Source organism: Capnocytophaga sputigena (genome assembly GCF_002302495.1).
Classification (GTDB): domain Bacteria; phylum Bacteroidota; class Bacteroidia; order Flavobacteriales; family Flavobacteriaceae; genus Capnocytophaga; species Capnocytophaga sputigena.
In genome coordinates this window covers 2,580,810-2,604,464 of the sequence record NZ_CP022379.1, presented here as the reverse complement: position 1 = coordinate 2,604,464, position 23,655 = coordinate 2,580,810, and the positions used below count along the sequence as shown (strand labels likewise).

Genomic DNA, 23,655 nt, shown 5'->3' with positions numbered 1-23,655 from the left:
TGCAAAGATAAGAATTAATTTGTAACTTTGCCGGCAAATCACCAATAAATTAAAAACGTATGGCAAGCATTCGCATTTTAAAAAAAGAGATCAACTATGTGTTGGGAGATATCATTGACGCTGTGTATTTCACTGGGAAAATGGAAACCAAAGAGGGCAAAGCTCTTGTAGGAGAAATCCTAAATGATTTTGACTCACTTATTGATAAAGTAGCTGATAAATCAGTAGAAAACAGAGGTGCTCATCTCAAACAAGTAAGAAGAGAGTTTGAAGAAAAAGCAGCTATCTTGATTGGAAAACTCAACGCCTTAGCGTAATTTCACTTTGCTAAAGTCGCAATCCGTCTTTAGCAAAGTTTTAATTTAAAAAAGAAAACAATAATGAAAAAAACATTACAATACATTCTTATCAGTGGTGGTGTAGTACTGCTTTCAGGGTTCTTAGTAAACGCTATGTCGGTTAAGAAAGAAGACCACAATATTTTTGAACAAGCAGAAGCTGAACTAACTGAGAATCCTCTTGCTAGTGAAGAAACTTCTTCTAATCACAAAGATGATTTTTTTGATAACTACAGAACATACGCTATTGACCTACCTGAAAAATTAGATTTTGCAGGTGAAAAAGTACCTATGGATGACCCTGATGTATACGAACGATTAGACCGAGAATTTCTCGTGAATGTTTATTGGCAGTCTAACAGTTTGTTGCTATTCAAGCGCGCCAACAAATATTTCCCCATCATAGAACCTATACTCAAACGCAACAATATTCCTGACGATTTTAAATATTTAGCTGTTATAGAAAGCGGACTCACCAATGCTATATCGCCTTCAGGAGCTAGTGGTTTTTGGCAGTTTATGAAAGCTGCTGCTCAAGAGTACAGTTTAGAAGTAAGCGACCAAGTTGATGAACGTTATCACTTAGAAAAAGCAACGCAAGCTGCTTGTGATTACCTAAATAAAGCCAAACGTAGCACAGGTTCATGGACAATGGCTGCAGCTGCCTACAACGCTGGTGTAGCAGGAATGAACAAACAGACTACTTTTCAGCAAACAAACAACTACTACGATTTGTACCTAAACAGTGAAACTTCGCGTTATGTATTCCGTATTTTGGCTGTAAAAGAAATAATGAAGCACCCCAAAAAGTATGGATTTATCTTCGATAAAAAACACTTGTACAACGAATTACCTACTTATAATGTAATGGTAGATAGCACCATAGAAAATCTTAGTGATTTTGCTAAAAGTCAAAATATCACTTACAAAGAGTTAAAAAATTACAATCCTTGGCTACGTGATAGAAAACTTGACAACAAAGATGGCAAAAACTATTACATTAGGATCCCTAAAAAATAGGAATTAGGAATTAGAAGTTAGAAATTAGAAATTTGCAAGTTTTCTAATCCTTTTTCTTTGGGGGCAAATTGTTTTAATACTTCTGTATTACCATTGGCAAGCCAAAGGTGACTGGGTGTCATACTTGTATCTTCGTTGAGCAAATGGTGTTGTAATAGTATATTTCTCGTTTGTTTAGCAACAGCATAGCCCGAATCTATAACTTTGATATGAGCTGGAATGAGTTGTTGTATCTGTGGTAACAAATAGGGATAATGGGTACAGCCCAATACTAAATAATCAATACCTAAGGCGACCATTGGCAAAAGGTGGCGGCGCAACAATTGAGTCATTTCGGGGCTTTCTATACGTCCTGCTTCTATAAGGTCTACCAACCCCTCACCTACTTGCTCTATAATTTCCACTTGTTCTTCTTGCTTGAGATGCTCACTTGTTTTGGCAAAAAGATCGCTTGCAAGAGTACTACGAGTGGCTAAAACCCCTATTTTTTTAGTTACACTCTGTAAACTTGCTGGTTTGATAGCAGGTTCGATACCTATAAAAGGTACATCCTTATACTTATTTCTCAAATAAGAAATTGCATTAGTCGTACCTGTATTGCAAGCTACTACTATAATTTTAGCTTTTTGAGCTAACAAAAATTGAGTATTGGCATCACAGAGTGCTATGATTTCTTCCTTAGTTTTTTCTCCATAAGGAGCATTCTTATTATCAGCTAAAAAAAGAGTACTCTCATTAGGCATTAAGGCATTAATTTCCTTCCAAATAGTAGTTCCTCCTACCCCCGAATCAAATAAACCTATAGGAGCTGTGGAGAATGTAACATCACTCATTTTTCTATAATCTTATTTTGATGGTGCAAAAATAAAAAAAAGTGTTCATATAGCGAACACTTTTTGTAAATAAACCATTTAAATATGTGTAGTTTTCAATTAGAAACCTAATTTCTTTTTTACAGTGCCATAGAGGTCTTCACCTGTAGCAACAATCACACTTGAACCTGCACTTGAATCTAATACGTATTGCAAGCCTTTTTCTTTAGCAATATTTTCAATAGCAGTTTTTACTTTTTTAAGCAAAGGTTCTACAAGTTCTTGTTGTTTTTTTTGTAAACTTTCGGCAGCTGTTTGTTGAGTTTTACGGATATTTTCTTCCATTGTTTTTATTTCCTCAGATTTTTTAAGGAACTCAGCTTCTCTTGATTTTCTTTGAGCTTCAGAGAGTGCTGCATACTCATTATCATATTTTTGAGCTTTAGCTTGCAATTCTTTGATAGCAGCTTGAATGTCGTTCATATAACCTTGCTCCATTTTCTTCAATTGAGCTTCTATAGACTTTCTTTCAGGCATTTCTTCCAAAAGTTTTTGCACATCTATATGGGCAACTTTCACCTGTGCAGTGAGCATTGTTGTAGCTCCAAAAAAGAGAGCCAATGCAATCATCAATGTTCTAATGTTTCTCATCATCTTTGTTTGTAATATTAGTTATTTTAAAATTTTTACTTAGTTTGTTGTGCGAGATTGTGTTCCCGCTTCTTGTTGTTTTTGCAAGCGTTCTGCTTGTTCTTTTTCACGTTGAGCTTTTAAAGCTTCACGCTCTTGCTGAGCTTTTTGAATGCGCTCAGCTTGTTCTTTTTCACGTTGAGCTTTTAAAGCTTCACGCTCTTGCTGCATTTTCTGTACGCGTTCCGCTTGTTCTTTTTCGCGTTGAGCTTTTAAGGTCTCACGTTCTTGTTGCATTTTCTGCACGCGTTCCGCTTGTTCTTTTTCGCGTTGAGCTTTCAAAGTTTCGCGTTCCTGTTGAGCTTTTTGCTGGCGTTCTGCTTGTTCTTTAGCACGTTGGGCTCTGAAGTTTTCACGCTGTTGCTTCATTTCTTCTGTTTTGCGCAAACGCTCTTGTTCATATTGCACTCGGCGTTCCTCACGTGCTTTTTCAGCTTCTTTGCGTTTTTTTACACGTTCTTCTACAAACTCAAAATCGTAACTTTCTTTTAAGAGCTCTGCCATATCTTTATTGCGATCGGCAGCGTTATCTTTTTTCTTCAGAGCGCGAAGTACTACCTTACTAAGATTGTGTTGCTCGTTAGAAAACAACATTGTCGCATCACTTTTTTCAAAAATAAAGTCATACTTGCGCAATTTACCTATCTCTTGCACTATGTTGAACACTTGGTCTTGAATAGGCTTGGCGAGCAAAAACTTTTGATTGATGTACTCTCCATCTTTAGCATCAAACTTTTGCTGTTTGTAGGCATTGAGGTTGTACTCCATCAAAGCGATTTCCTCTTCCTTATCTTTTATCAATTCGGGAGTAAGTAATGCTTTTTCAGCCTCTAACTTATCTTTTTCAGCTTGTATTTTATTCAGGCGTTTTTCTATCTCTGCTTGCCATTGTTCTACTTGCAATGCAAACTGCTGGTTTGCTACTTTGTATTCTTCCAAATTAGCCAAAATATAGTCCATATCCACATAGCCTATACGGGAAGGCTTCTGTGCAAATGAAAGTGTTATTGTTGCCAATAGCACTGCAAAAAGAACTGATAACTTTTTCATAGAAAATATCGTGCCAAAAATTAGAATTGTTGTCCAAAAATGAAATGAGTTTGCCAACCACTGCGGTTTGTACTATTGGCTGGATTATCAAATCCATAACCAAAATCAATACCCAACATACCGAATTGTGGCATAAAGAGTCTCAAGCCTAAACCTGCTGAACGCTTAAGTTGGAAAGGATTGAAGTTTGAGAATCCATCGTGTACATTTCCTCCTTCAGCAAATGCCAAACCATAGATAGAAGCCATAGGTTTGAGAGTGATAGGGTAACGCAACTCTAATGAGAATTTGTTGAATATAGTTTCTCCACTATCTGAAGATAATCCGTAGTTCTCATAACCACGCATTTGTATATTCTCACGACCATCCATATTGTAATAACCTAATCCATCACCTCCCATAAAGAAGCGTTCAAAAGGTACTATACCACGATTGTTGTTATAAGCCCCAAGATAACCAAAGTCGGCTCCAAATTTCAATACAAACTTGCTGTACAAATTAGTATACCAAGCTGAAGTGAATTTGAATTTATAGAATTCTAACCAGCGGAAGCGTTCTTGGTCTATAGAGGCTATTTTGTCGCTATCGTTATTCGCTATAGCTTGTGTACGCTCTTCTAACAACTTAGCATAATTCACTCCATTAAACAAAGAATAAGGAGGGGTAACCTTTGCGCTGATAGTAAAGCTACTACCTGTCATTGGATAGATAGGGTTAGGTCCGCTAGAATTACGTGATAAAGCAATAGTGTAAGCAAAAGAGTTAGATGAACCATCTTTGAAAGTAAAGAGTCCTAAATTAGGATAATCTTTCAAATCATAGTGTTTATAAGTGAGTGTGTGAGCGATTTGGAAATAGTCGTCTGGAACTCTAAGACGTTTTGCTAATCCTAAACTAAACTCAGTGATATATACACGACGGCTTTTATCTACATCATAACTTCTATAGCTATAACCAAATTGTTCAGTACGGCTAAATGACACTGAGAACTGCACTGGTTGTTTGCCTCCCATCCAAGGTTCAGCAAATGAGAATCCATAAGTGCGATAGTATCTACTCACTTGCAAGCTGAGTGATAAACTTTGTCCGTCACCCATAGGTACAGGACGATAAGCTTTTCTATTGAATATATTTTTGATAGAGAAGTTGTTGAACGATAGAGCTACTGTTCCAATAAAAGAACCTCCTCCATAACCACCTTGTAATTGTACCTGACTTGAACCTGTTTCGGTAAGGTTATACTCAATATCTACTGTTCCTGCATTAGGATCGGCGTTTTTAAATTCGGGGTTGATGTTTTGTGCATCAAAGAGTTGTAACTGACCTAATTCACGCACAGTACGCACTACTGCATCTTTACTATATAGGTAACCAGGGCGGGTGCGCAATTCGCGATAAATCACATAGTCATTTGTTTTTTCGTTACCTTTTACTGTTATTTTATTGAAATAAGCAGGTTTCCCTTCTACAATGCGTATTTCAAAATTGATAGTATCGTTCACCACTGAAGTTTCTACAGGGTGTACTTGAGAGAAAAGGTAACCACTATTTTGGTATAAGTTGGTAATATCTTCAGCATCGGGTTTGGTATTGTCCTGCACGCGTTTTTTGAGTAACACTCCGTTATACACATCGCCTTTTTTGATACCTAAAATTTGATTGAGTACGCGGTCGTTGTAGACTGAGTTCCCCAAAAAGCGGATATCACCGAAATAATAACGTTTGCCTTCTTCTACAGCAATATTTAAACTTACATTACCATCTTTTTCTTTGATGAGAGAATCGCTTACCACACGAGCATCACGATAGCCTTTTTCTTTATAGAAGTCGATGAGATTTGTAAGGTCTTCTTCGTAGTTCTTTTTCACATACTTAGAGCGTTTCCAAAAGCGACCAAATTGTATTTGTTTGGTTTTTTTGAGTTTTTTACGCAACTTGGCTGAACTGAACTGCTGGTTACCTTCAAAAACTATTTTATCTACTTTTACTTTACTACCTTTATCAATATGAATAAGCATATCCACTCCGTTAGCATCGGTAGTATCTACCTTAGTATCAATAGTTACTTTAGTATTTAGGTAACCATCTTTTCGATATTTATTGGTGATATAGTTTCGGGTATTCGCAATCAAACTCTCATTTACTTTAGCACCTTTTTTAATATCTGCATCTTTGAGGAGAGTTTCACTTTTTTTCTGCCCAATACCTGTTACTTTTACATTTACAAGGGAAGGAGTTTCTTTAATAGCTAATTCCAAAAAAACTGTATCTCCCTCTACCTTTTTGATATAGATATTGATATCGCTAAACAACTTATAACTCCATAATTTATGGATAATTGCACTGAATTTCTCACTGGGGATTTCAATTACATCTCCTACCTTCAAACCAGAAGTAGTGAGGATAGTTTGTTCGTTATAACGTTTGGCACCAGTAACTTCGATGCCACCTATGGTGTATTTTTTTCCTTGTCCTAATGATATTCTTTCTTCTTGTGCATTCACAAGGCTTACCAGAGCCAAAAAGGCGAGTAATATAATTTTTTTCAGCATAGTTTTACGTAAGTTGTTCGCTTGTTTTTCCAAATCGTCTTTCTCTATTTTGATAATTGAGGAGTGCATCCTCTAAATGTTTTTTTGTAAAATCTGGCCATAGTACCTCAGCAAAATAGAGTTCGGCATAGGCTATTTGCCATAACAAAAAGTTACTAATACGATATTCTCCACTGGTGCGGATGAGCAAATCTACATCGGGCAAATTATTAGTGTACAAATGTTGTTGTAGCGTTTGCTCGGTGATAGCATCGGCAGTTAATTCGCCGTCTTTCACCTTAGTAGCAATCTGTTTTACAGCGGTGAGCAATTCCTCTCGCGCCCCATAGCTAAGGGCTAAAGTGAGGGTAACTCCAGTGTTGTGTTTTAGTTTATCAATAGTAGCGAGCAATGTTTCACGAGCTTTGGGTGGAAAGCGGTCTAAATTGCCTATAGTGTTCAATTTCACATTGTTTTTCAGCAAACTATCCACCTCTTTTTTTAAGAACTTCACTAATAATTCCATCAAGGCTTTTACTTCTAAAGCAGGACGATTCCAGTTTTCAGTAGAAAAAGCGTACAATGTAAGATAAGGAATTTTGTGTTCTACACAATATTCGACTACCTGTCTTACAGTTTGTACACCTTTTTCGTGACCAAAAGCCCTGAGCAAACCTTGTTTTTTTGCCCAGCGCCCATTGCCGTCCATTATAATAGCCAAGTGTTTCGGGTATTTGGTTATTTCCATTTAAATTTCACTAATTTCTACAATAACAAGGCCATTCTCCAAAAGTATAGGTAAGTGTAAGTCCAGAAAGGGTATACCAATCATAACTTCTACCTATATTACCAAATATAAAAGGACGGTTTTTAGGAGCCGTACCATCTATATTATTAGTAAAGGTAAAATGAAACATCACCTCACCTGCCAAAACCAATCGGTTTGTAATTTTAGCTTTTACACCAAAAGCTACAGGGACTGCAAAGTCGAAATCTCGTCGAGAAGTATCGATAGCATCTGTAGGTTTAGGATAAGCAGGATCAAAATACAAATCATCATGCCAAAATCCTGTAATACCTCCGAAAATATAAGGTGTAATAGGACGATCGAGCAGATTTTTGATTTTGTAGCTAAAGAAATGCCACTCAACCCCTGCGGTCATATCAGTAACATCGGTACGGAAGGAAAACTGACGATTGCGTTTTCCTGGTATATCCGATTGTGCATCATTACCGCTGAGGGCAGTTTTAGTTATCTGCACACGAGCAGACATACGTTCGTGGAAGTTCCATTTGAACAATCCACCAAAAGCAAACTCGTTAGGGTACACGTAGTGAGTGCGACCAATATCAGCAATGGGGTTACTTCCTCCTAAGAAGACACCTAACTCATATCGCTGTGCTGAGGCGAATTGCGCCACTAATACTATAAATAGGATGTGTAATTTTTTGTACATATATACTATTCTATGCAAGGCGCAAATATAGGTGTTTTATATGACATAACACTCATTATTTGTTATTTTTTATTTTATTTAACATTTCTACTTTTCTGAAAAATGTAGTTATTAAGCTGATTTTTAATCATATATAAAACAAATCACTCCTTCACAAAAAAATCGCACTATAAGGATGTATCCACCAAGATTGTGCCAAAATAGCAAAATTGGTATATAAAAATAACTTTGCCAAAGGTCATAGCATTGCAGGCTATTAGCTTTGGCAAAGTTTTGTTAGTTATTAACCATCTGATTTATGCGTGAATAGCACGATTTTCGGTTGCTGCTAAGGCAGCTTCTTTTACAGCCTCGGTGAAAGTAGGGTGTGCGTGGCAAATACGAGCAATATCTTCAGCACTAGCACGGAACTCCATAGCTGTAACAGCTTCAGCTATCATATCGGCTGCACGAGCTCCAATGATATGCACTCCTAATACTTCGTCAGTTTGAGTATCAGCTAAAATCTTGACAAAGCCATCGGTATCCATACTGGCACGAGCACGCCCCAAAGCACGAAAAGCAAACTGACCTACTTTATAAGCAATTCCATCGGCTTTGAGTTGTTCTTCAGATTTTCCTACTGAGGCAACTTCAGGCCACGTATAAACCACCCCCGGTATGAGATTATAGTCGATATGAGGTTTTTGTCCGGCAAGTTGTTCCACTACCAATACCCCCTCTTCTTCAGCTTTATGAGCTAGCATAGCCCCTCGTACCACATCGCCTATAGCATAGATATTAGGCACATTAGTTTGCAAGTGATCGTTTACTACTACCCTACCCCGTTCGTCTTTTTGTACGCCAGCAGCTTCAAGATTGAGCCCACGAGTATAAGGAAGACGACCGACGGCTACCAAGCAGTAATCACCTTCTAAACTAATAGTTTCCCCTTTAGGAGAGATTGCTTTTACAATTACTATATTACCGTCGCGAGTAACTTCGGTTACTTTATGGCTTGTATAGATGTTAAAACCTTGTTTTTTAAGCACTTTAGTGAGTTCACGCCCTAAACCTCTATCCATTGTAGGGATAATACTATCGGTGTATTCGACTACTGATACTTTAGCCCCAAGGCGGCTGTACACTTGTCCTAATTCCAAACCTATCACCCCACCCCCTATTACGATAAGGTGTTTAGGTACTTCTTTGAGTTTGAGAGCTTCGGTAGAGGTAATCACACGTTCTTTATCAAGTTTGATAAAAGGCAAAGTTGCGGGTTTAGAGCCTGTAGCGATGATAGCATATTTTGTTGTTATAGTTTCGGAAGTTCCATCTGAAGCTGTTATTTTCAGTTCCGTAGGTGATTCAAAACTACCAACTCCTGTGAAAACATCAACTTTATTTTTTTCCATCAAGAATTTCACTCCTGCGCAGGTCTGTTCTACCACAGCAGCCTTGCGATCTATCATTTTCTCTAAGCTAAATTTTACCTCTCCAGCAATTTCGATGCCGTGAGCCTCAAGATGTTGTGTTACTTCCTCGTAATGATGAGAGGAATCGAGTAGGGCTTTAGATGGAATACAACCTACATTGAGGCAAGTACCTCCCAAAGTATTGTACTTTTCTATAAGGGCAGTTTTGAAGCCCAATTGTCCAGCGCGAATAGCAGCCACATAGCCTCCTGGACCTGAACCAATGATTACAATGTCGTACATTTTCATAATAGTTACTATTTAATTGTCAATCTGTTTTTTCAATTCTATTGTACACCCCGCAAAGATATAACTTTTTTCTTATTTATCACTTTCTTTTTGCAATTATTTCTTATTTTTGCACTCTAAATAAATTTTACCTTTCTTCAAATGAATTATATAGAATACACTTTTACCATTACTCCTATAGGTATTGCTTCTGAAATATTAGTTGCTGAACTTGCTGAAGTGGGCTTTGAGAGTTTTGTAGATACCGAAACCGGTTTGCAGGCTTATATACAAGAACCTTTTTGGAATGCTGACATACTCTCTGACATACAGATACTTCGCAGTGAAGAATTTCAAATCAGTTACAGCTATCAAACGATTGAACAGGTGAATTGGAATGAGGAATGGGAAAAACACTTTGAGCCTATCACGGTAGATGATAAGTGTACTGTACGCGCTACCTTTCACCCTGAAGCACATACCCCTTATGAGATTGTGATTGACCCTAAGATGAGTTTTGGCACTGGTCATCACGAGACTACCTATATGATGTTGCAATTCCTTCTAAAGGAAGAACTCAAAGGCAAAAAGGTGCTCGATATGGGTTGTGGCACAAGCGTACTTGCTATTATGGCTGCTAAACGTGGTGCCACTGAGGTGCTTGCTATTGATGTAGACGAATGGTGTGTGGAGAACTCTATAGAAAATGTAGAACGCAATGGCTGTAAACAGATTAAAGTACAGCTGGGAGATGCTTCTTCACTAGCTAATGAAAAGGATTTTGACCTTATTATTGCGAATATCAACCGCAATATTCTCTTGAATGATATACCACAATATGTGCCAGCCCTCAAAGCAGGAGGCACTCTCTTGCTCAGTGGTTTTTACAAGGAAGATATTCCGCTTATTCGCGAAAAAGCAGCAGCATACGGTTTGCAATATATTGAGCACTTGGAGCGCAACAACTGGGTTGCAGTGAAATTTGGAAAATAATAGTTATGATTAGTAAAGAGGCTTTAGATAATTAAGAACTTCTTCATTTAAAAGCCTCTCCCCCATTGAGGCTGTCCGAAAAGTTTTATTTATGTGGGCGTTTACAAAACGCCCCTACATAGCACACTCTAAAAGTGATTGATTATCAGATCAATCAACTTTGCCAAAGTTTCAGACTTTGGCAAAGTGTAGCTATGCAAAAGTGATTTTGAGACTTTTTGGACAGCGCCACAATCCGTAAAAGTGAATATTTAGAATACTCTAATATTATTTTGAGATAAATATATTGTGAGTTGAGAAAAAACATAGCGTTCTGAATACATTTTTATTGTAAGTTAAGTTCAGAATGCAAATATTCATTTCAAGTCTCGGACATAATTTTTAAGAATTAAGTTTTTGACAATAAGTTATTTACAAACAAACTTTAACATATTTTTGGAGACACTAGTAATGAAAAATAATACTTTTGCCGATAGAGTTATCAACTTCAACACACATTTAGCATACAACCAATCCTTGCCTGAGGGTTTTGATGTACTCAATCCTTATTTGGATAACCCTGAAACTATGGAAGTGATGCGTGCTTTTTATCACAAATTCTACAACGATAATCACCAACGGAAATTTATTATAGGTATCAACCCCAGTAGGCACGGAGCAGGGGTTACAGGGGTTCCTTTTACTGATACCAAGCGATTGGAAAGCGAGTGTGGTATTGTAATGAAGTCGGCACATACCCACGAAGTATCATCTGTTTTTATGTATGATATGATAAAAGCATACGGTGGAGTCACTAAGTTCTACAATGATTTTTATATCAATTCACCTTTTCCTTTGGCTATTGTGCGAAAAGCTAAAGATGGCAAGTGGCTCAATGCTAATTATTACGATGATGAGGCGCTCTTCAAATCAGTAAAGGAGTATATGATAGAAACTTTAAAAAAACATATCGCCTTAGGAGTAGACACTCAGAAGGTATTCGTATTAGGCAAAAAGAACGCTACTTTCTTAGAAAAGTTGAATAAAGAAGCGGTTTTATTTAGAGAAATGGTAGTATTGGAACACCCTCGCTTTATTCAGCAGTATAAATCAAAAGAGAAAGAGCTGTATATCGATAAGTTTTTAACGAGTTTTGAAATATAGACAATGAAGCAATACGATGTTTTGGTAATAGGTAGCGGGCTCTCGGGACTCTTTTCGGCTTTGCTCTTAGCAAAAGCAGGAAAGAGCGTGTGCGTATTGGAGAAAAATGAGCAGTATGGAGGTAACTTGCAAACTTTTGTGCGCAATAATACGCTGTTTGATACAGGAGTGCATTACATAGGAAGTCTCGCAGAAGGTCAGGTACTATATGAGTATTTTAAAGATGTAGGTATTGCCTCTCATCTTTCCTTAGAACGCCTTGATACAAACGGCTACGACCGTATTTGTTTTGGCGATACACCTAACGTGATGTATCCTCACGCTCAGGGGTATGAGAACTTCGTACAACAACTCCTCGCCTACTTCCCCAATGAAAAGAAAGCCTTAGAAGCATACACCCACACGATGCAATCTATTTGCGATAAGTTTCCACTCTACCGCCATAAACAAGCCGTAGCCGATTACGATGTGCATACGCTTTCTTTGAAACTCTTGGACTTCCTCAATGATATTACTACCAATGACCGACTCAAAGCGGTGCTCTTAGGCTCTAACTTTCTCTATGGAGGCGCTGATGAGCAGACACCTTTATACGTGCACGCACTATCGGTCAATTCGTATATAGAAAGCGCTTGGCGACTCACACAAGGGGGTAGCCAAATCACCCACTTACTCATTGAAAAACTACGCCAATACAGTGCTGACCTTTTCAACCAAAGAGAGGTTATAGGCTTTGAATACAGTGAAGGGAATACTATCAACACAGTACTCACCAAACAAGGAGAGCGGTTTACTGCAAAACAAATTATTTCGGCTATAGATGTAAAGCAACTGCTTAACATCACAGGCAAAACGCCTTTTAAGCCTTCTTTTTGCAAACGCGTGCAGGGCTTACAACCTACGGTTGCTGCCTTTTCATTGCATTTGGTACTCAAACCAAATGCTTTTCGTTACTTGCCCTATAATGTGTATTGGTTTAAGGATAACAATAGTGTTTACCACGCTACTAATTACGCTACTAACGACTTCCCAACTTCGTATATGCTCTCTATGAACCCACCCAAAGACGGCAGGGAATATACTGATAATGTTACTATCCTCACCTATATGAACGCCAATGAATTGCATCGCTGGCAAGATAGTTTCACTACCAATACCGAGGGTAACCCAAGAGGTAACCAATATGAAGTTTTCAAGCAACAACGTGCTATGGATTTATTAGATGTAGTAACTCAACAATTTCCTACACTCAAAAGTGCTATTGCTCATTACTACACCTCTACCCCACTCACTTACCGCGATTATATAGGAAACCCTACGGGAGCATTGTACGGCTACAAAAAAAACGCTAACCATATAATGGAAAGCGTTTTTATGCCACAAACTCACATCAAGAATTTGTATGTTACAGGGCAGAGTGTTGCAATGCACGGATTAGTAGGAGTTACTATCAGTGCGGTGCTCACCTACCAAATTTTGATGCGGTCTTCAGGTTTTTTATAGAGTTTATCACCTTCTTTTACATCAAAGGCTTTATACCAAGCGTCTACATTCACAAGCGGACCAAACGAACGGAAATATCCAGGGCTATGAGGGTCGGTTTTTACTTGGTTTGTAAGGTATTTATCAGTAGAAAGCGTACGCCATACAGTACCCCAAGAGATAAAGAAACGTTGATCTTGAGTAAAATTGCTTATTTTATCTACATTCCCTTTGTCTTTTAAGTACATTTGCAAAGCATCAAAAGCGATGTTTACCCCACCGAGGTCGGCTATATTTTCACCACTGGTGAAAGTACCATTTACAAATACACCTTTTACAGGTTCGTATTGGTCGTATTGTTTAGCAAGGGCTTTGGTAGCGTTCTCAAAGTTCTTTTTATCTTCAGGAGTCCACCAGTTTTGCAAGTTGCCATCACCATCAAATTCAGCACCACTATCGTCAAATCCGTGTGTCATTTCGTGACCTATTACAGCACCAATACCTCCGAAGTTCACCGCAGGGTCGGCTTCAAAATTGAAGAAAGGAGGTTGCAGGATAGCCGCAGGGAACACGATTTCATTATACAACGGATTGTAGTACGCATTCACTGTTTGAGGTGACATACCCCATTTAGTTTTATCTACAGGTTTGCCTACTTTTTCTAAACTCTTTTGGTAAGCCCATTCATTCACACGTTGCAAATTAGTGTAATATACACTTTTAGCGGCAGGTTCAATAGTCAGTTTAGAGTAATCTTCCCATTTATCAGGGTAACCTACTTTCACTGTAAATTTATTGAGTTTAGCCAAAGCCTTTTCCTTAGTAGCATCTGACATCCAAGTTACATCTTTGATATGCTGTGCAAAGCTCTTTTTGAGATAGTCTACCAAAGTAACCATTTCTTCTTTAGCTTTAGGTGGAAAATACTTCTCTACATACAACTTACCAAAGGCTTCACCCAAAATACCATTGATCACACTTAGCGCGCGTTTGTTCATTGGGCGTTGTTCTTGCTGCCCTTGTAACTCTTTGCTATAGAGGTTAAAAGAAAGCTCATCGAGTTCTTTGGTAAGGTTGCTCGCATTATCGGCTACTAATTGATATTTGAGGTAATCTTTGATAAGAGGCAAGTTCTTTTCGTTGATAAACTTATCGTATTGTTTGTACAAACGAATTTCTGAAACAACCACTTTATCAGTGTTTACGCCTACGTTTTTAAGGAGTTGAGGCAAGTTTATATTTTTCACTAACTTGCTAAGCTCAGCCATTGTTTGAGGGTTGTAGCTAAGGTTAGGATTGCGATCTTCCTCATTGGTGAGCATTAGTTTGGCTATAGAGCGTTCAAAATCTACCATTTGTTTAGCTTTTTCAGCTGCTTTGTCGTCTTTGAGCACTTTGAAGATAGCCATTACATAATCTTGATACTTTTGTAAAGCCTCAGTATTCTCCTTGTTGTCTTTTTGGTAGTAATCGCGTCCCATACCGATGCTAAAGTTGCCGAGATACACAGTATTCATATTAGAATCTTTCATATCGGCATATACACCCCAAGCACAAATAGGGTTTTCACCCTCAGGAGTTACCTCTTCTAGATATTTTTGAAGGTCTGCAAGAGTTTTGATATTATCAATTTTAGCAAGAAGTCCTTCAATAGGTTTGAGTCCTTCGGCATCGCGTTTTTTCCAATCGATAAACGATTCGTAGAGGTCTTTTATTTTCTGACCTTCAGTACCCTGAGCAAAGTTTTCTTTGAGGAGGTTATCCAAGATAAGCAAACAATTCTCATCAGTTTTCTCACGGAGGATATGGAAAGAGCCCCACGTAGGTTTATCGGCTGGTATTTTGGCTGTTTTAGCCCAAGTGCCGTTCACATAATTGTAGAAATCATCTTGCGGACGCACCGTAGTGTCCATTTCAGCAAGGGAAAGCCCCTTGTCAGCATTTTTGTCTGTCATTGCATTTTCTGATTTTTTGTTATTTCCGCCACAAGCAACGATGAGTGCTGCCGACGAAAACAACAGTGCGGTTTTTACTGTTTTTCTCATCATCTTGTATAATGTTTTTGTTTAATGAAGCAAAGATAAAAAATAATTAGCAAATAACAATAATGAATATAAAAAAAGCTTTGCTAAACCTTGTAAGAGTTTTGCAAAGCTTTCTTTTTTCTTACCTTAGATAAGCCATTATCTGATACCAAAATTTACTCCTTTATGTTCTCCCAATCCGTAATAATGTTTAAAGTTATAGATAAGTGGTTCCCACTCTAATGGATTGATTTTGTCTCCCTCCATCACCAAATAGTCTTCAGCGTGTACTTGTACTATTTCCAACTCTACAATTGCATACGTATCGCGGTCATTCACTTGTTTTACTATAGCTTCTGCTTGCATAGGACACTCGGCAATGCGTGGAGGGCGCACTTTTTCTGAGGGCAATTGGGTAAATCCTCCAATACTAAACTTGTCGTCTGTATATGTGTATTTATCCTTTTTCACATCAGGCACAGGGTTTTGAGCGGTATAAGGACCTATTGTATCTACTTGCTCCCACATAGCCGCTGTAGGAAAATTGAATACCACTTCAGGCACTTCCATTACATTATGATAGACTTTGTTCAATTTTACAAGGGCTATTACAGCATTTGTACCTATAGTAAAACTACACGAAATAGGAGTTACATTAGCTTTTCCTTCTTTATCTATCGTGCTGAGAAGCACTATAGGAAAGCCATAATAAAACATATTGGGTAAAAAAGATTTCATACTATTTTTTATTTGATAGCACAAAGGTAAGAAAAAAATAACAATGAACAATGAAAAGAATAAAAAAACTTTGCCAAAGTTTCAATTTTGGCAAAGTTTATCACTCGTAATTTATAATTTGTAACTCGTAATTAAAAAAATGCTGCTTTTACTTTTTCAACGAAATCTAATTTTTCCCAAGTAAAGAGCTCTACTTCTATCGTTTTCGTCTTGTGATAAGGCGATGAGAATACTTTGGTTACAACCTCAGGAGTACGCCCCATATGTCCATAAGAAGCAGTCTCGCTGTAAATAGGATTGCGCAATTTTAGGCGTTGTTCTATATCATACGGACGCAAAGGGAAGATTTCTTGTATTTTTTTAGCTATTTCACCATCAGTGAGGTTCACTTTGGCAGTACCATAAGTATTTACATACACTCCCGTAGGCTCAGCTACCCCTATGGCATAACTCACTTGTACCAATATTTCATCGGCAACGCCTGCTGCTACTAAGTTTTTGGCGATGTGACGCATAGCATACGCCGCACTGCGGTCTACCTTGCTCGGGTCTTTACCAGAGAATGCTCCCCCACCGTGTGCTCCTTTACCACCGTAAGTATCTACAATAATTTTGCGACCAGTAAGCCCTGTATCGCCGTGAGGACCTCCAATCACAAAAATACCTGTAGGGTTGATGTGATAAATAATTTTATCGTCAAAGAAAGGTGCGTATTGAGGATACTTTTTAATCACACGCGGAATGAGAATTTTCACGATATCCTCTTTAATTTTTTGAAGCATTTTCTTTTCAGTATCAAAGTCGTCGTGCTGGGTTGAAATCACAATCGTGTTCACACGCACCGGCTTGTTGTCATCGCTATACTCAAGAGTTACCTGACTTTTAGCATCGGGACGCAAATAGGTAATCTCCTTGTTTTCACGGCGTAATGCTGCCAATTCTCTCAGCAAAGCGTGTGAAAGGTCTAAAGCGAGTGGCATATAATTTTCGGTTTCGTTCACCGCATAGCCAAACATCATTCCTTGGTCGCCAGCACCTTGATCTTCAGGTTTTCCGCGGTCTACTCCTTGATTGATATCGGGTGATTGTTCGTGAATAGCCGAAAGTACTCCACACGATTTGGCTTCAAACATATAGTCGCTTTTGGTATAGCCAATTTTCTCAATCACGTTGCGCGCGATTTGTTGTACATCGATGTAAGTGTTTGATTTTACTTCGCCAGCCAATATAACCTGACCGGTAGTTACTAATGTCTCGCAAGCCACTTTAGAGTGGGGGTCGAAAGCGAGGAAGTTGTCAATAAGTGCATCGCTAATTTGGTCAGCGATTTTGTCTGGATGTCCTTCTGAAACGGACTCAGAGGTAAATAAATATCCCATTGATAATTATGATTTAGCAGGGGACGCCATTGTAAAGAAGAACTGTTTTAGCATTTTTTGGGGAACACCCCCAAGAGGTTGCAATCAGTACAAATTTGTCCTCTTTGTTATTAATTGGCGGCAAAATTACAAAATAAAAAACAATAGACAAATAACAACGAACAATTTTTAGTTGTCAAAGCTCAGACTTCTCTGAAATCCTATCTTCTTCTAAATTTGCTAGTTCACTAATTATTTACTACCTTTGCGCCCTTAATTACTGATAGTTGTGGTATTTACCTTGTACTAACAACTATCAACTAAATAGCTAACGACTAATTTATACAATGAAAAACATACGTAATTTCTGCATTATAGCACATATCGACCACGGCAAGAGTACTTTAGCCGACCGTTTGCTCGACTTTACCCAAACCGTTACTGAACGCGAAAAACAAGACCAACTTTTAGACAATATGGACTTGGAGCGCGAGCGCGGTATTACTATCAAAAGCCACGCTATCCAAATGGAATATGTGTACAAAGGCGAAAAATATATCCTCAATCTTATTGATACCCCAGGTCACGTGGATTTCTCTTATGAGGTATCCCGTTCCATCGCTGCTTGCGAGGGGGCTCTCCTCATCGTAGATGCTGCGCAAAGCATTCAGGCTCAAACGATTTCTAACCTCTACTTGGCGCTCGAAAACGACCTTGAAATCATTCCCGTACTCAACAAAATAGACCTACCGAGTGCTAACCCCGAGGAGGTGAAAGATGATATTGTAGATCTTCTCGGTTGCTCGCCCGATGACATTATCCCTGCCAGTGGTAAAACAGGCTTGGGCGTAGAGGCGATTTTGGAGGCAATTATCGAGCGTATTCCTGCCCCTACTGGCGACCCCAAAGCCCCACTACAAGCATTGATTTTCGACTCGGTGTACAACTCTTTCCGCGGGGTGGAAACCTACTTCCGCATAATGAATGGTGAAATACGCAAAGGACAGAAAATCAAATTTATGTCCAACGGCAAAATCTATGATGCCGACGAGGTGGGAACCCTCAAACTCAACCAAGTACCCAAGCAGGTAATTAGTACTGGCGATGTGGGGTACCTTATCACTGGTATCAAAGATGCACGCGAGGTGAAAGTGGGGGATACCATTACCTCGGCAGTAGACGGTTGTACAGAAGCTATTGACGGCTTTGAGAACGTAAAGCCGATGGTATTTGCGGGGATTTATCCGGTAGACACCGAAGATTACGAAGAGTTGCGCGCCTCAATGGAAAAACTCCAACTAAACGATGCCTCGCTCGTGTTTACCCCCGAAAGCTCTGCCGCTTTGGGCTTTGGATTCCGCTGTGGATTCTTGGGTATGCTGCACTTAGAAATCGTACAAGAACGCTTGGAACGCGAGTTTGGTATGACCGTGATTACCACCGTACCCAACGTAAGTTACCACGCCTTTACCAAAAAAGAACCTGAAAAAGCGATTATCGTAAATAACCCTTCTGACCTCCCCGACCCTTCTAAATTAGACCGTGTGGAAGAGCCATATATCAAGGCGAGCATCATCACCAAATCGGATTTTATAGGTCAGGTGATGTCGCTCTGTATTGAAAAACGTGGTGTCATCACCAATCAGCACTACCTCACCCCTGAGCGTGTGGAGCTGAACTTTGATATGCCACTTGCCGAAATCGTGTTCGACTTCTACGACCGACTTAAAACAGTGAGCAAGGGCTATGCCTCATTCGACTATTCACCTATTGGGATGCGTGCTTCCAACCTTGTGAAAGTGGATATTCTCATCAACTCACAATCGGTAGATGCCCTTTCGGCTCTTATCCACGCTGATAATGCTTACAACATAGGTAAGAAGATGTGCGAGAAACTACGCGAACTCATACCGCGCCAGCAGTTCGATATCCCGATACAGGCAGCTATTGGGGCTAAAATCATCTCGCGCGAGACCATCAAAGCCTTGCGTAAGGACGTTACTGCCAAATGTTACGGAGGGGACATCTCGCGTAAGCGTAAGCTCTTAGAGAAACAGAAAGCCGGTAAAAAACGTATGCGCCAAGTCGGCAACGTCGAAATCCCACAAAGTGCGTTTATGGCGGTACTGAAGTTGAATGATTAGACCGTAGCACGGTCAGGCAGTTACTTTAGTAACTTACATTATATCTTAGAAATTTTGTAATACCTCTTTAATAAATAAAAAATATGGACACACAAAATATAGAAAACAAAGAGAATATAATATACATAGAAAGTGTAAGTGATTTTTTAAACGAGATAAAGGGCATAAAGAATAAATCCGGATATACTTTATTCTATAGAGGACATTCTGACAAAAATTATGAGTTAAAACCCTCTATTTATAGAGATGAAAGATTTATAAAGAATGAAGATAAAATCTATAGAGAAACAATTGCTAAAGTACCTTATGAGTTTAATGGAAAAAGCACTATAGAATCATTAGCTCTGATGCAACATTATGGAGTACCTACACGAATATTAGACTTAACAACAAATGCTTTAGTAGCTTTATATTTTGCATGTAAAGAAGTTGAGGAAATTGAAAAAGTTATAAATGAAAAGGGAGAGACTAGCTATAAAAAAAAGGATATGGATGGAGAAGTTATAGTTTTTAATATTCCTAACGAAAGTGTTTGTTATTCTGATAGTGATAAAGTTACTATCTTAGCTAATCTATCAAAATATGATAGAAATTTTTCCTATAAAAAGGATGATTTTTATGAAAGTAAAATAAAAGAAATATACAATAAACGAATTCAGATAAAATTAAAAGAGTTAGATAAAAAAAAATCAGATAATTTATTTAATTATACTCTTCCTCGAAGAGAAAAACTAAAAAAATATATTTATATAAAAAATATAGATCAAAAAATTGAAAAAATAATTCAAGAAATAATTCAAGAAATAACATCAGAATATAAAGTAAATATAGATGATGAGATAAAAAAACTTTTAAAATCTCAATTGCTTTATATATTTCAGGAAAATATAAAAGAAGAACAGCAAGAAGTTATTAAATTTTTAAATATAAATTATTTAAAAAAATTATTACATTATATTAGAGAAGATAAATCCTATTTTAAACCAATTATAAACCCTAATGATATAGCTAAAATTCTTGCTGTGAAGCCAAAATTAGATAATCCACGTATTGTGAGGCAACAAGGTGCATTTTTAATTTTTGGAGTAGAGCCTTCTTTTGATCATAATACTACTAAGCCAATGCCTGAAATAGAAAAGGAATGGATTATTAAAGGGAATAATAATAAAATAATAATAAAAAACTCAAAAAAAGAATCGATTTTAAAAGAATTAGATAAGTTAGGTATAAACAAAAGTACTTTATTCCCTGAAATTGATAAAGTAGCTGATTATATCAAAGAAAAATATACTGCTGAAAACTAAACATTCTCTATGCCCATCCTCATTGGAAACAACCTCTTTATCGAAGAACTCCCAGTAGATTACAATGGGAAGCTATTAGATCTCGACCCTTATATTGCACCGCTAAATACATTTTTTGATAAGTTAGAGGTAACATGTGTTAGGGAGTGCTGTGGTATTCAAGCGTTTTCGTTTATACCTGAGGATATCCACAAGGCACTTGTAGGACTCTCTGCCGAAACTATTGTAACACAACTTAAAGCAATGCAAACTGCCATTGAGGAACAATGGTGGTACAACGCTGTAGGCAGCACTATTCTAAACAATAATTTCAATAGAAAAGTATTTTTGCAACTATTAGCGCATATTATAAAAACCATTGAATCACAATAAAAACACATTTATTTTGTAGAGTGTGTTTTTTTTTACATTTGCACCATTATTCACCAACAACTATTGTATAATGAAAAGATTGAGTTTCTTATTGTGCCTGCTATGCACACTCACAACCCTTTCTGCACAAACACAGTACACCGTAAAAGGTTTTGTGCATAACGCTTCACTCGAAGGCATCGCCAATGTAGCTATCAAAGTATTAGATGCCGACACAAACTTTATTGTAAGTGAACCTCTTACCGAAGCTAACGGACTCTTTAGCTTTACTTCTTCCCCTCGCAAATTGCGTATTTATATTGAAGGCACAGGCAACTATTTGTCGTATACAGGCGAACCTTTTCAGCTGAACAAGTCTATTGAAATGCTTGCTATCGAACTAAAAACATCAGTTACTTTAGAAGAGGTAGTCATTACAGCTCCTCAAAAGAAAGCTGCTGTATATATGGAACAAGGCAAGATTGTGTTTTCACCTAAAAACAGCCTAACACACGCCTCTGGAACGGCTCTCGATGCGCTAAAAAGCACTCCCAATGTAGTGGTAGATAGCAAAAATCACTTGAGCATTGGCGGGAAAAGCAATGTATTGGTGCTCATCAATGGGAAACCTACCTATATGCAACCCGATGATTTGGCAAGTTATCTGAAATCTATCCCAATGTCGCAAATCAAAAAAACGGAATTATTGCTCAACCCTCCTGCCGAATACGAGGCTCAAGGGGGAGCAGGTGCCGTGAACATAGTATTAGATAAAAAAACGGTGGAAGGTACGTTCTTCTCATTGAACAACGGACTGTCGTATTGGTGGAATCTGCGCCAAAATACGGAACTCCAATTGCAACACAGCGTAAAAAAAGGTATATTGCGTTTGGGTTACAATCATCAGTTAGGGCATTACGCAATGGATTACGGCAGCGAGCGCCTACAAAATGGCTTGCGTTACGAAAGTCCCACCGATGATACCGAAAAACGCAAAACTATTGCAGGACATATTGGTTATGACTATTTGCCTGATGAACAACATACTTTAGGTGTGCAACTCTCTGCCAACACCCTATTTGGCAAAGGAACTACTAGCACAACCACTCGCTTTTTCAATGCTGCTAATGTATTGGAAAAAACATTATCGGGCTACAACGATTACTTTATGCAAAAAGCGAACCGCTACAGTGCCAATGCTTATTACACTTTTGCTCCTTCCGATAACGAACGTTACCAGTTGGATATTGATTACGCTTTTTTCGATGGTGGTTCAGGGAATTGGCAACCTAATACTTACCGTTCACCTGCGGGCAATGTGCTTTCTCACGAGTTATATCTTTCCGAAAACGACCGCAAAATACATATCTTCGCTACTTCTTTTCGTTCGGAATTACCGCTATGGGGAGGCAGCCTTACAGCAGGAGCTAAGTACTCACAAGTGTTTTCGGACAATAGCTTTCAGTTTTACAGACACTTGGCTACCCATAACATCATAGATGTAAACCGCTCTAATGCTTTCGACTTCAAAGAGCGTATTTTTGCCGTTTATGCGCAATATCACTACCCTATTACCGACCGTTTGTCTGCTGAGGTAGGGGTACGCAACGAAACTACTTTTTCTAACGGACTATTATTGCCTATTGCGGGTAGTGGAAATAGCCAACAAGAGCATAAAAAACACTATACTAACTTCTTCCCTACCCTGAGTTTGCAATATCAATACAACGATGACCTACAGCTATTTGCAGGCTATAGCACTCGCATCAACCGACCTGAATACCAGAATCTCAACCCATTTGAATATCTTTTAGACGAATTGTCGTATTGGAAAGGAAATCCGTTTTTAGCTCCCGAAAAAATACAAAAAGCTACGCTTTCAGCTTCGTACAAAAAAACTTCTTTCACAATGACTTACAGCTACTCTACCGACTTTTTTAGCAGTATCAGTGAGCCTTTTCAAAGCAACAAAATCATTTCAATTCCTAAAAATATAGGCAGTCAGCACCATTTGCTATTTTCACTCTATCAAGAACTGAATTGGGGCAAGGGTTGCCAGACAACTATTACTCCTAATCTCAGTTATATAGAGAACAAAGGCACTGTTTTGGAAGGCAGTGAGTTACACCTCAATCGTTGGCAGTATAGTATAACAATGCAAAATTACTTTCATTTGCCTTGGCAACTCAAAGGCGAACTCACAGCGGTTTACAATTCACGCAGATTAGCAGGCATCAATGAGATAGCCAAATCTTCAGGCGGTATAGACCTTGGGTTACAGCGCATTTTCTTAAACAATCGCCTTACAGCCACCTTTAGTTTTACCGATATTTTCCATACCCAGCGCTGGGATAGCGAGAGCCATTTGTCTAATTTAGACCTTTATGCTTACGGCAATAGCGAAAGCCGGCAAGTCAAACTAAACCTCACTTATCAGTTTGGAAAAGCCAAAGAAGTCCATACAAACGAACTTGAAGAAGTAGGGCGATTATAATTTTTTAGCGTTTTATTTCGCTATAATAGTAAAAAGATATATCT

19 protein-coding genes are annotated in these 23,655 nt (G+C 38.3%); 9 read left to right on the top strand and 10 right to left on the bottom strand.

Features of this window, described 5'->3' with window-relative positions:
* The first annotated feature begins 59 nt into the window (after window positions 1-59).
* Window positions 60-317 (top strand): hypothetical protein, encoded by a 258-nt coding sequence (locus tag CGC57_RS11725; protein WP_095899273.1) that lies wholly within the window; start codon window positions 60-62, stop codon window positions 315-317.
* A 63-nt stretch (window positions 318-380) separates the two neighbouring features.
* Complete coding sequence (locus CGC57_RS11720) at window positions 381-1,358, top strand: lytic transglycosylase domain-containing protein (protein WP_172595633.1); 978 nt, start codon at window positions 381-383, stop codon at window positions 1,356-1,358.
* 17 nt (window positions 1,359-1,375) lie between these two features.
* Here the strand turns inward: CGC57_RS11720 and murI are convergent, their stop codons facing one another.
* The 7 genes from murI to lpdA form a co-directional block, all read right to left on the bottom strand.
* A complete protein-coding gene (gene murI / locus CGC57_RS11715) occupies window positions 1,376-2,191 on the bottom strand; it encodes a glutamate racemase (RefSeq protein WP_095899271.1) in 816 nt (271 codons plus the stop codon).
* A gap of 99 nt (window positions 2,192-2,290) precedes the next feature.
* Window positions 2,291-2,824, bottom strand: a complete 534-nt coding sequence (locus tag CGC57_RS11710; protein ID WP_040360600.1) for an OmpH/Skp family outer membrane protein — start codon at window positions 2,822-2,824, stop codon at window positions 2,291-2,293.
* Window positions 2,825-2,860: 36 nt separating this feature from the next.
* Window positions 2,861-3,910: an OmpH/Skp family outer membrane protein gene (locus CGC57_RS11705; protein ID WP_095899270.1), complete on the bottom strand. Its 1,050-nt coding sequence runs from the start codon at window positions 3,908-3,910 to the stop codon at window positions 2,861-2,863.
* A gap of 20 nt (window positions 3,911-3,930) precedes the next feature.
* Entirely contained in the window at window positions 3,931-6,462 is a 2,532-nt protein-coding gene (locus CGC57_RS11700) for a BamA/OMP85 family outer membrane protein (RefSeq protein WP_095899514.1), read from the bottom strand.
* 4 nt (window positions 6,463-6,466) lie between these two features.
* Window positions 6,467-7,189 carry an undecaprenyl pyrophosphate synthase gene (gene uppS / locus CGC57_RS11695; RefSeq protein ID WP_095899269.1) on the bottom strand — a complete coding sequence of 241 codons (723 nt, stop codon included), beginning with the start codon at window positions 7,187-7,189 and terminating at the stop codon, window positions 6,467-6,469.
* A 10-nt stretch (window positions 7,190-7,199) separates the two neighbouring features.
* Window positions 7,200-7,898 carry a type IX secretion system protein PorG gene (gene porG / locus CGC57_RS11690; RefSeq protein ID WP_095899268.1) on the bottom strand — a complete coding sequence of 233 codons (699 nt, stop codon included), beginning with the start codon at window positions 7,896-7,898 and terminating at the stop codon, window positions 7,200-7,202.
* 296 nt (window positions 7,899-8,194) lie between these two features.
* A complete protein-coding gene (gene lpdA, locus CGC57_RS11685) occupies window positions 8,195-9,601 on the bottom strand; it encodes a dihydrolipoyl dehydrogenase (RefSeq protein WP_095899267.1) in 1,407 nt (468 codons plus the stop codon).
* Between the two features lie 141 nt (window positions 9,602-9,742).
* Between lpdA and prmA the strand changes: the two genes are divergently transcribed.
* The 3 genes from prmA (at window position 9,743) to CGC57_RS11670 (ending at window position 13,219) form a co-directional block, all read left to right on the top strand.
* Window positions 9,743-10,573 (top strand): 50S ribosomal protein L11 methyltransferase, encoded by an 831-nt coding sequence (prmA, locus tag CGC57_RS11680; RefSeq protein ID WP_095899266.1) that lies wholly within the window; start codon window positions 9,743-9,745, stop codon window positions 10,571-10,573.
* Between the two features lie 450 nt (window positions 10,574-11,023).
* Entirely contained in the window at window positions 11,024-11,716 is a 693-nt protein-coding gene (locus tag CGC57_RS11675; protein WP_095899265.1) for an SMUG2 DNA glycosylase family protein, read from the top strand.
* 3 nt (window positions 11,717-11,719) lie between these two features.
* The gene (locus CGC57_RS11670; RefSeq protein ID WP_095899264.1) at window positions 11,720-13,219 is read left to right on the top strand and encodes a phytoene desaturase family protein; all 1,500 of its coding nucleotides are present in this window, start codon (window positions 11,720-11,722) and stop codon (window positions 13,217-13,219) included.
* Here the strand turns inward: CGC57_RS11670 and CGC57_RS11665 are convergent.
* From CGC57_RS11665 to metK, 3 genes are all read right to left on the bottom strand, one after another.
* Window positions 13,183-15,246 carry a M13 family metallopeptidase gene (locus tag CGC57_RS11665; protein WP_095899263.1) on the bottom strand — a complete coding sequence of 688 codons (2,064 nt, stop codon included), beginning with the start codon at window positions 15,244-15,246 and terminating at the stop codon, window positions 13,183-13,185. The genes CGC57_RS11670 and CGC57_RS11665 overlap by 37 nt on opposite strands.
* 135 nt (window positions 15,247-15,381) lie before the next feature.
* Window positions 15,382-15,960, bottom strand: coding sequence for a flavin reductase family protein (locus tag CGC57_RS11660; protein ID WP_095899262.1), 579 nt, complete (start codon window positions 15,958-15,960; stop codon window positions 15,382-15,384).
* A gap of 131 nt (window positions 15,961-16,091) precedes the next feature.
* A complete protein-coding gene (gene metK, locus CGC57_RS11655; protein WP_095899261.1) occupies window positions 16,092-17,339 on the bottom strand; it encodes a methionine adenosyltransferase in 1,248 nt (415 codons plus the stop codon).
* Window positions 17,340-17,665: 326 nt separating this feature from the next.
* Between metK and lepA the strand changes: the two genes are divergently transcribed.
* The 4 genes from lepA to CGC57_RS11635 all read left to right on the top strand — a co-directional run bounded on the left by lepA (window position 17,666) and on the right by CGC57_RS11635 (window position 23,611).
* The gene (gene lepA / locus CGC57_RS11650) at window positions 17,666-19,462 is read left to right on the top strand and encodes a translation elongation factor 4 (RefSeq protein WP_095899260.1); all 1,797 of its coding nucleotides are present in this window, start codon (window positions 17,666-17,668) and stop codon (window positions 19,460-19,462) included.
* Between the two features lie 83 nt (window positions 19,463-19,545).
* On the top strand, window positions 19,546-20,766 hold the full coding sequence (locus tag CGC57_RS11645; RefSeq protein WP_095899259.1) for an FRG domain-containing protein: 1,221 nt from the start codon (window positions 19,546-19,548) through the stop codon (window positions 20,764-20,766).
* A 9-nt stretch (window positions 20,767-20,775) separates the two neighbouring features.
* Window positions 20,776-21,138, top strand: coding sequence for a DUF6331 family protein (locus CGC57_RS11640; protein ID WP_095899258.1), 363 nt, complete (start codon window positions 20,776-20,778; stop codon window positions 21,136-21,138).
* Between the two features lie 70 nt (window positions 21,139-21,208).
* Window positions 21,209-23,611: a TonB-dependent receptor domain-containing protein gene (locus tag CGC57_RS11635; RefSeq protein WP_095899257.1), complete on the top strand. Its 2,403-nt coding sequence runs from the start codon at window positions 21,209-21,211 to the stop codon at window positions 23,609-23,611.
* Window positions 23,612-23,655: the final 44 nt, after the last annotated feature.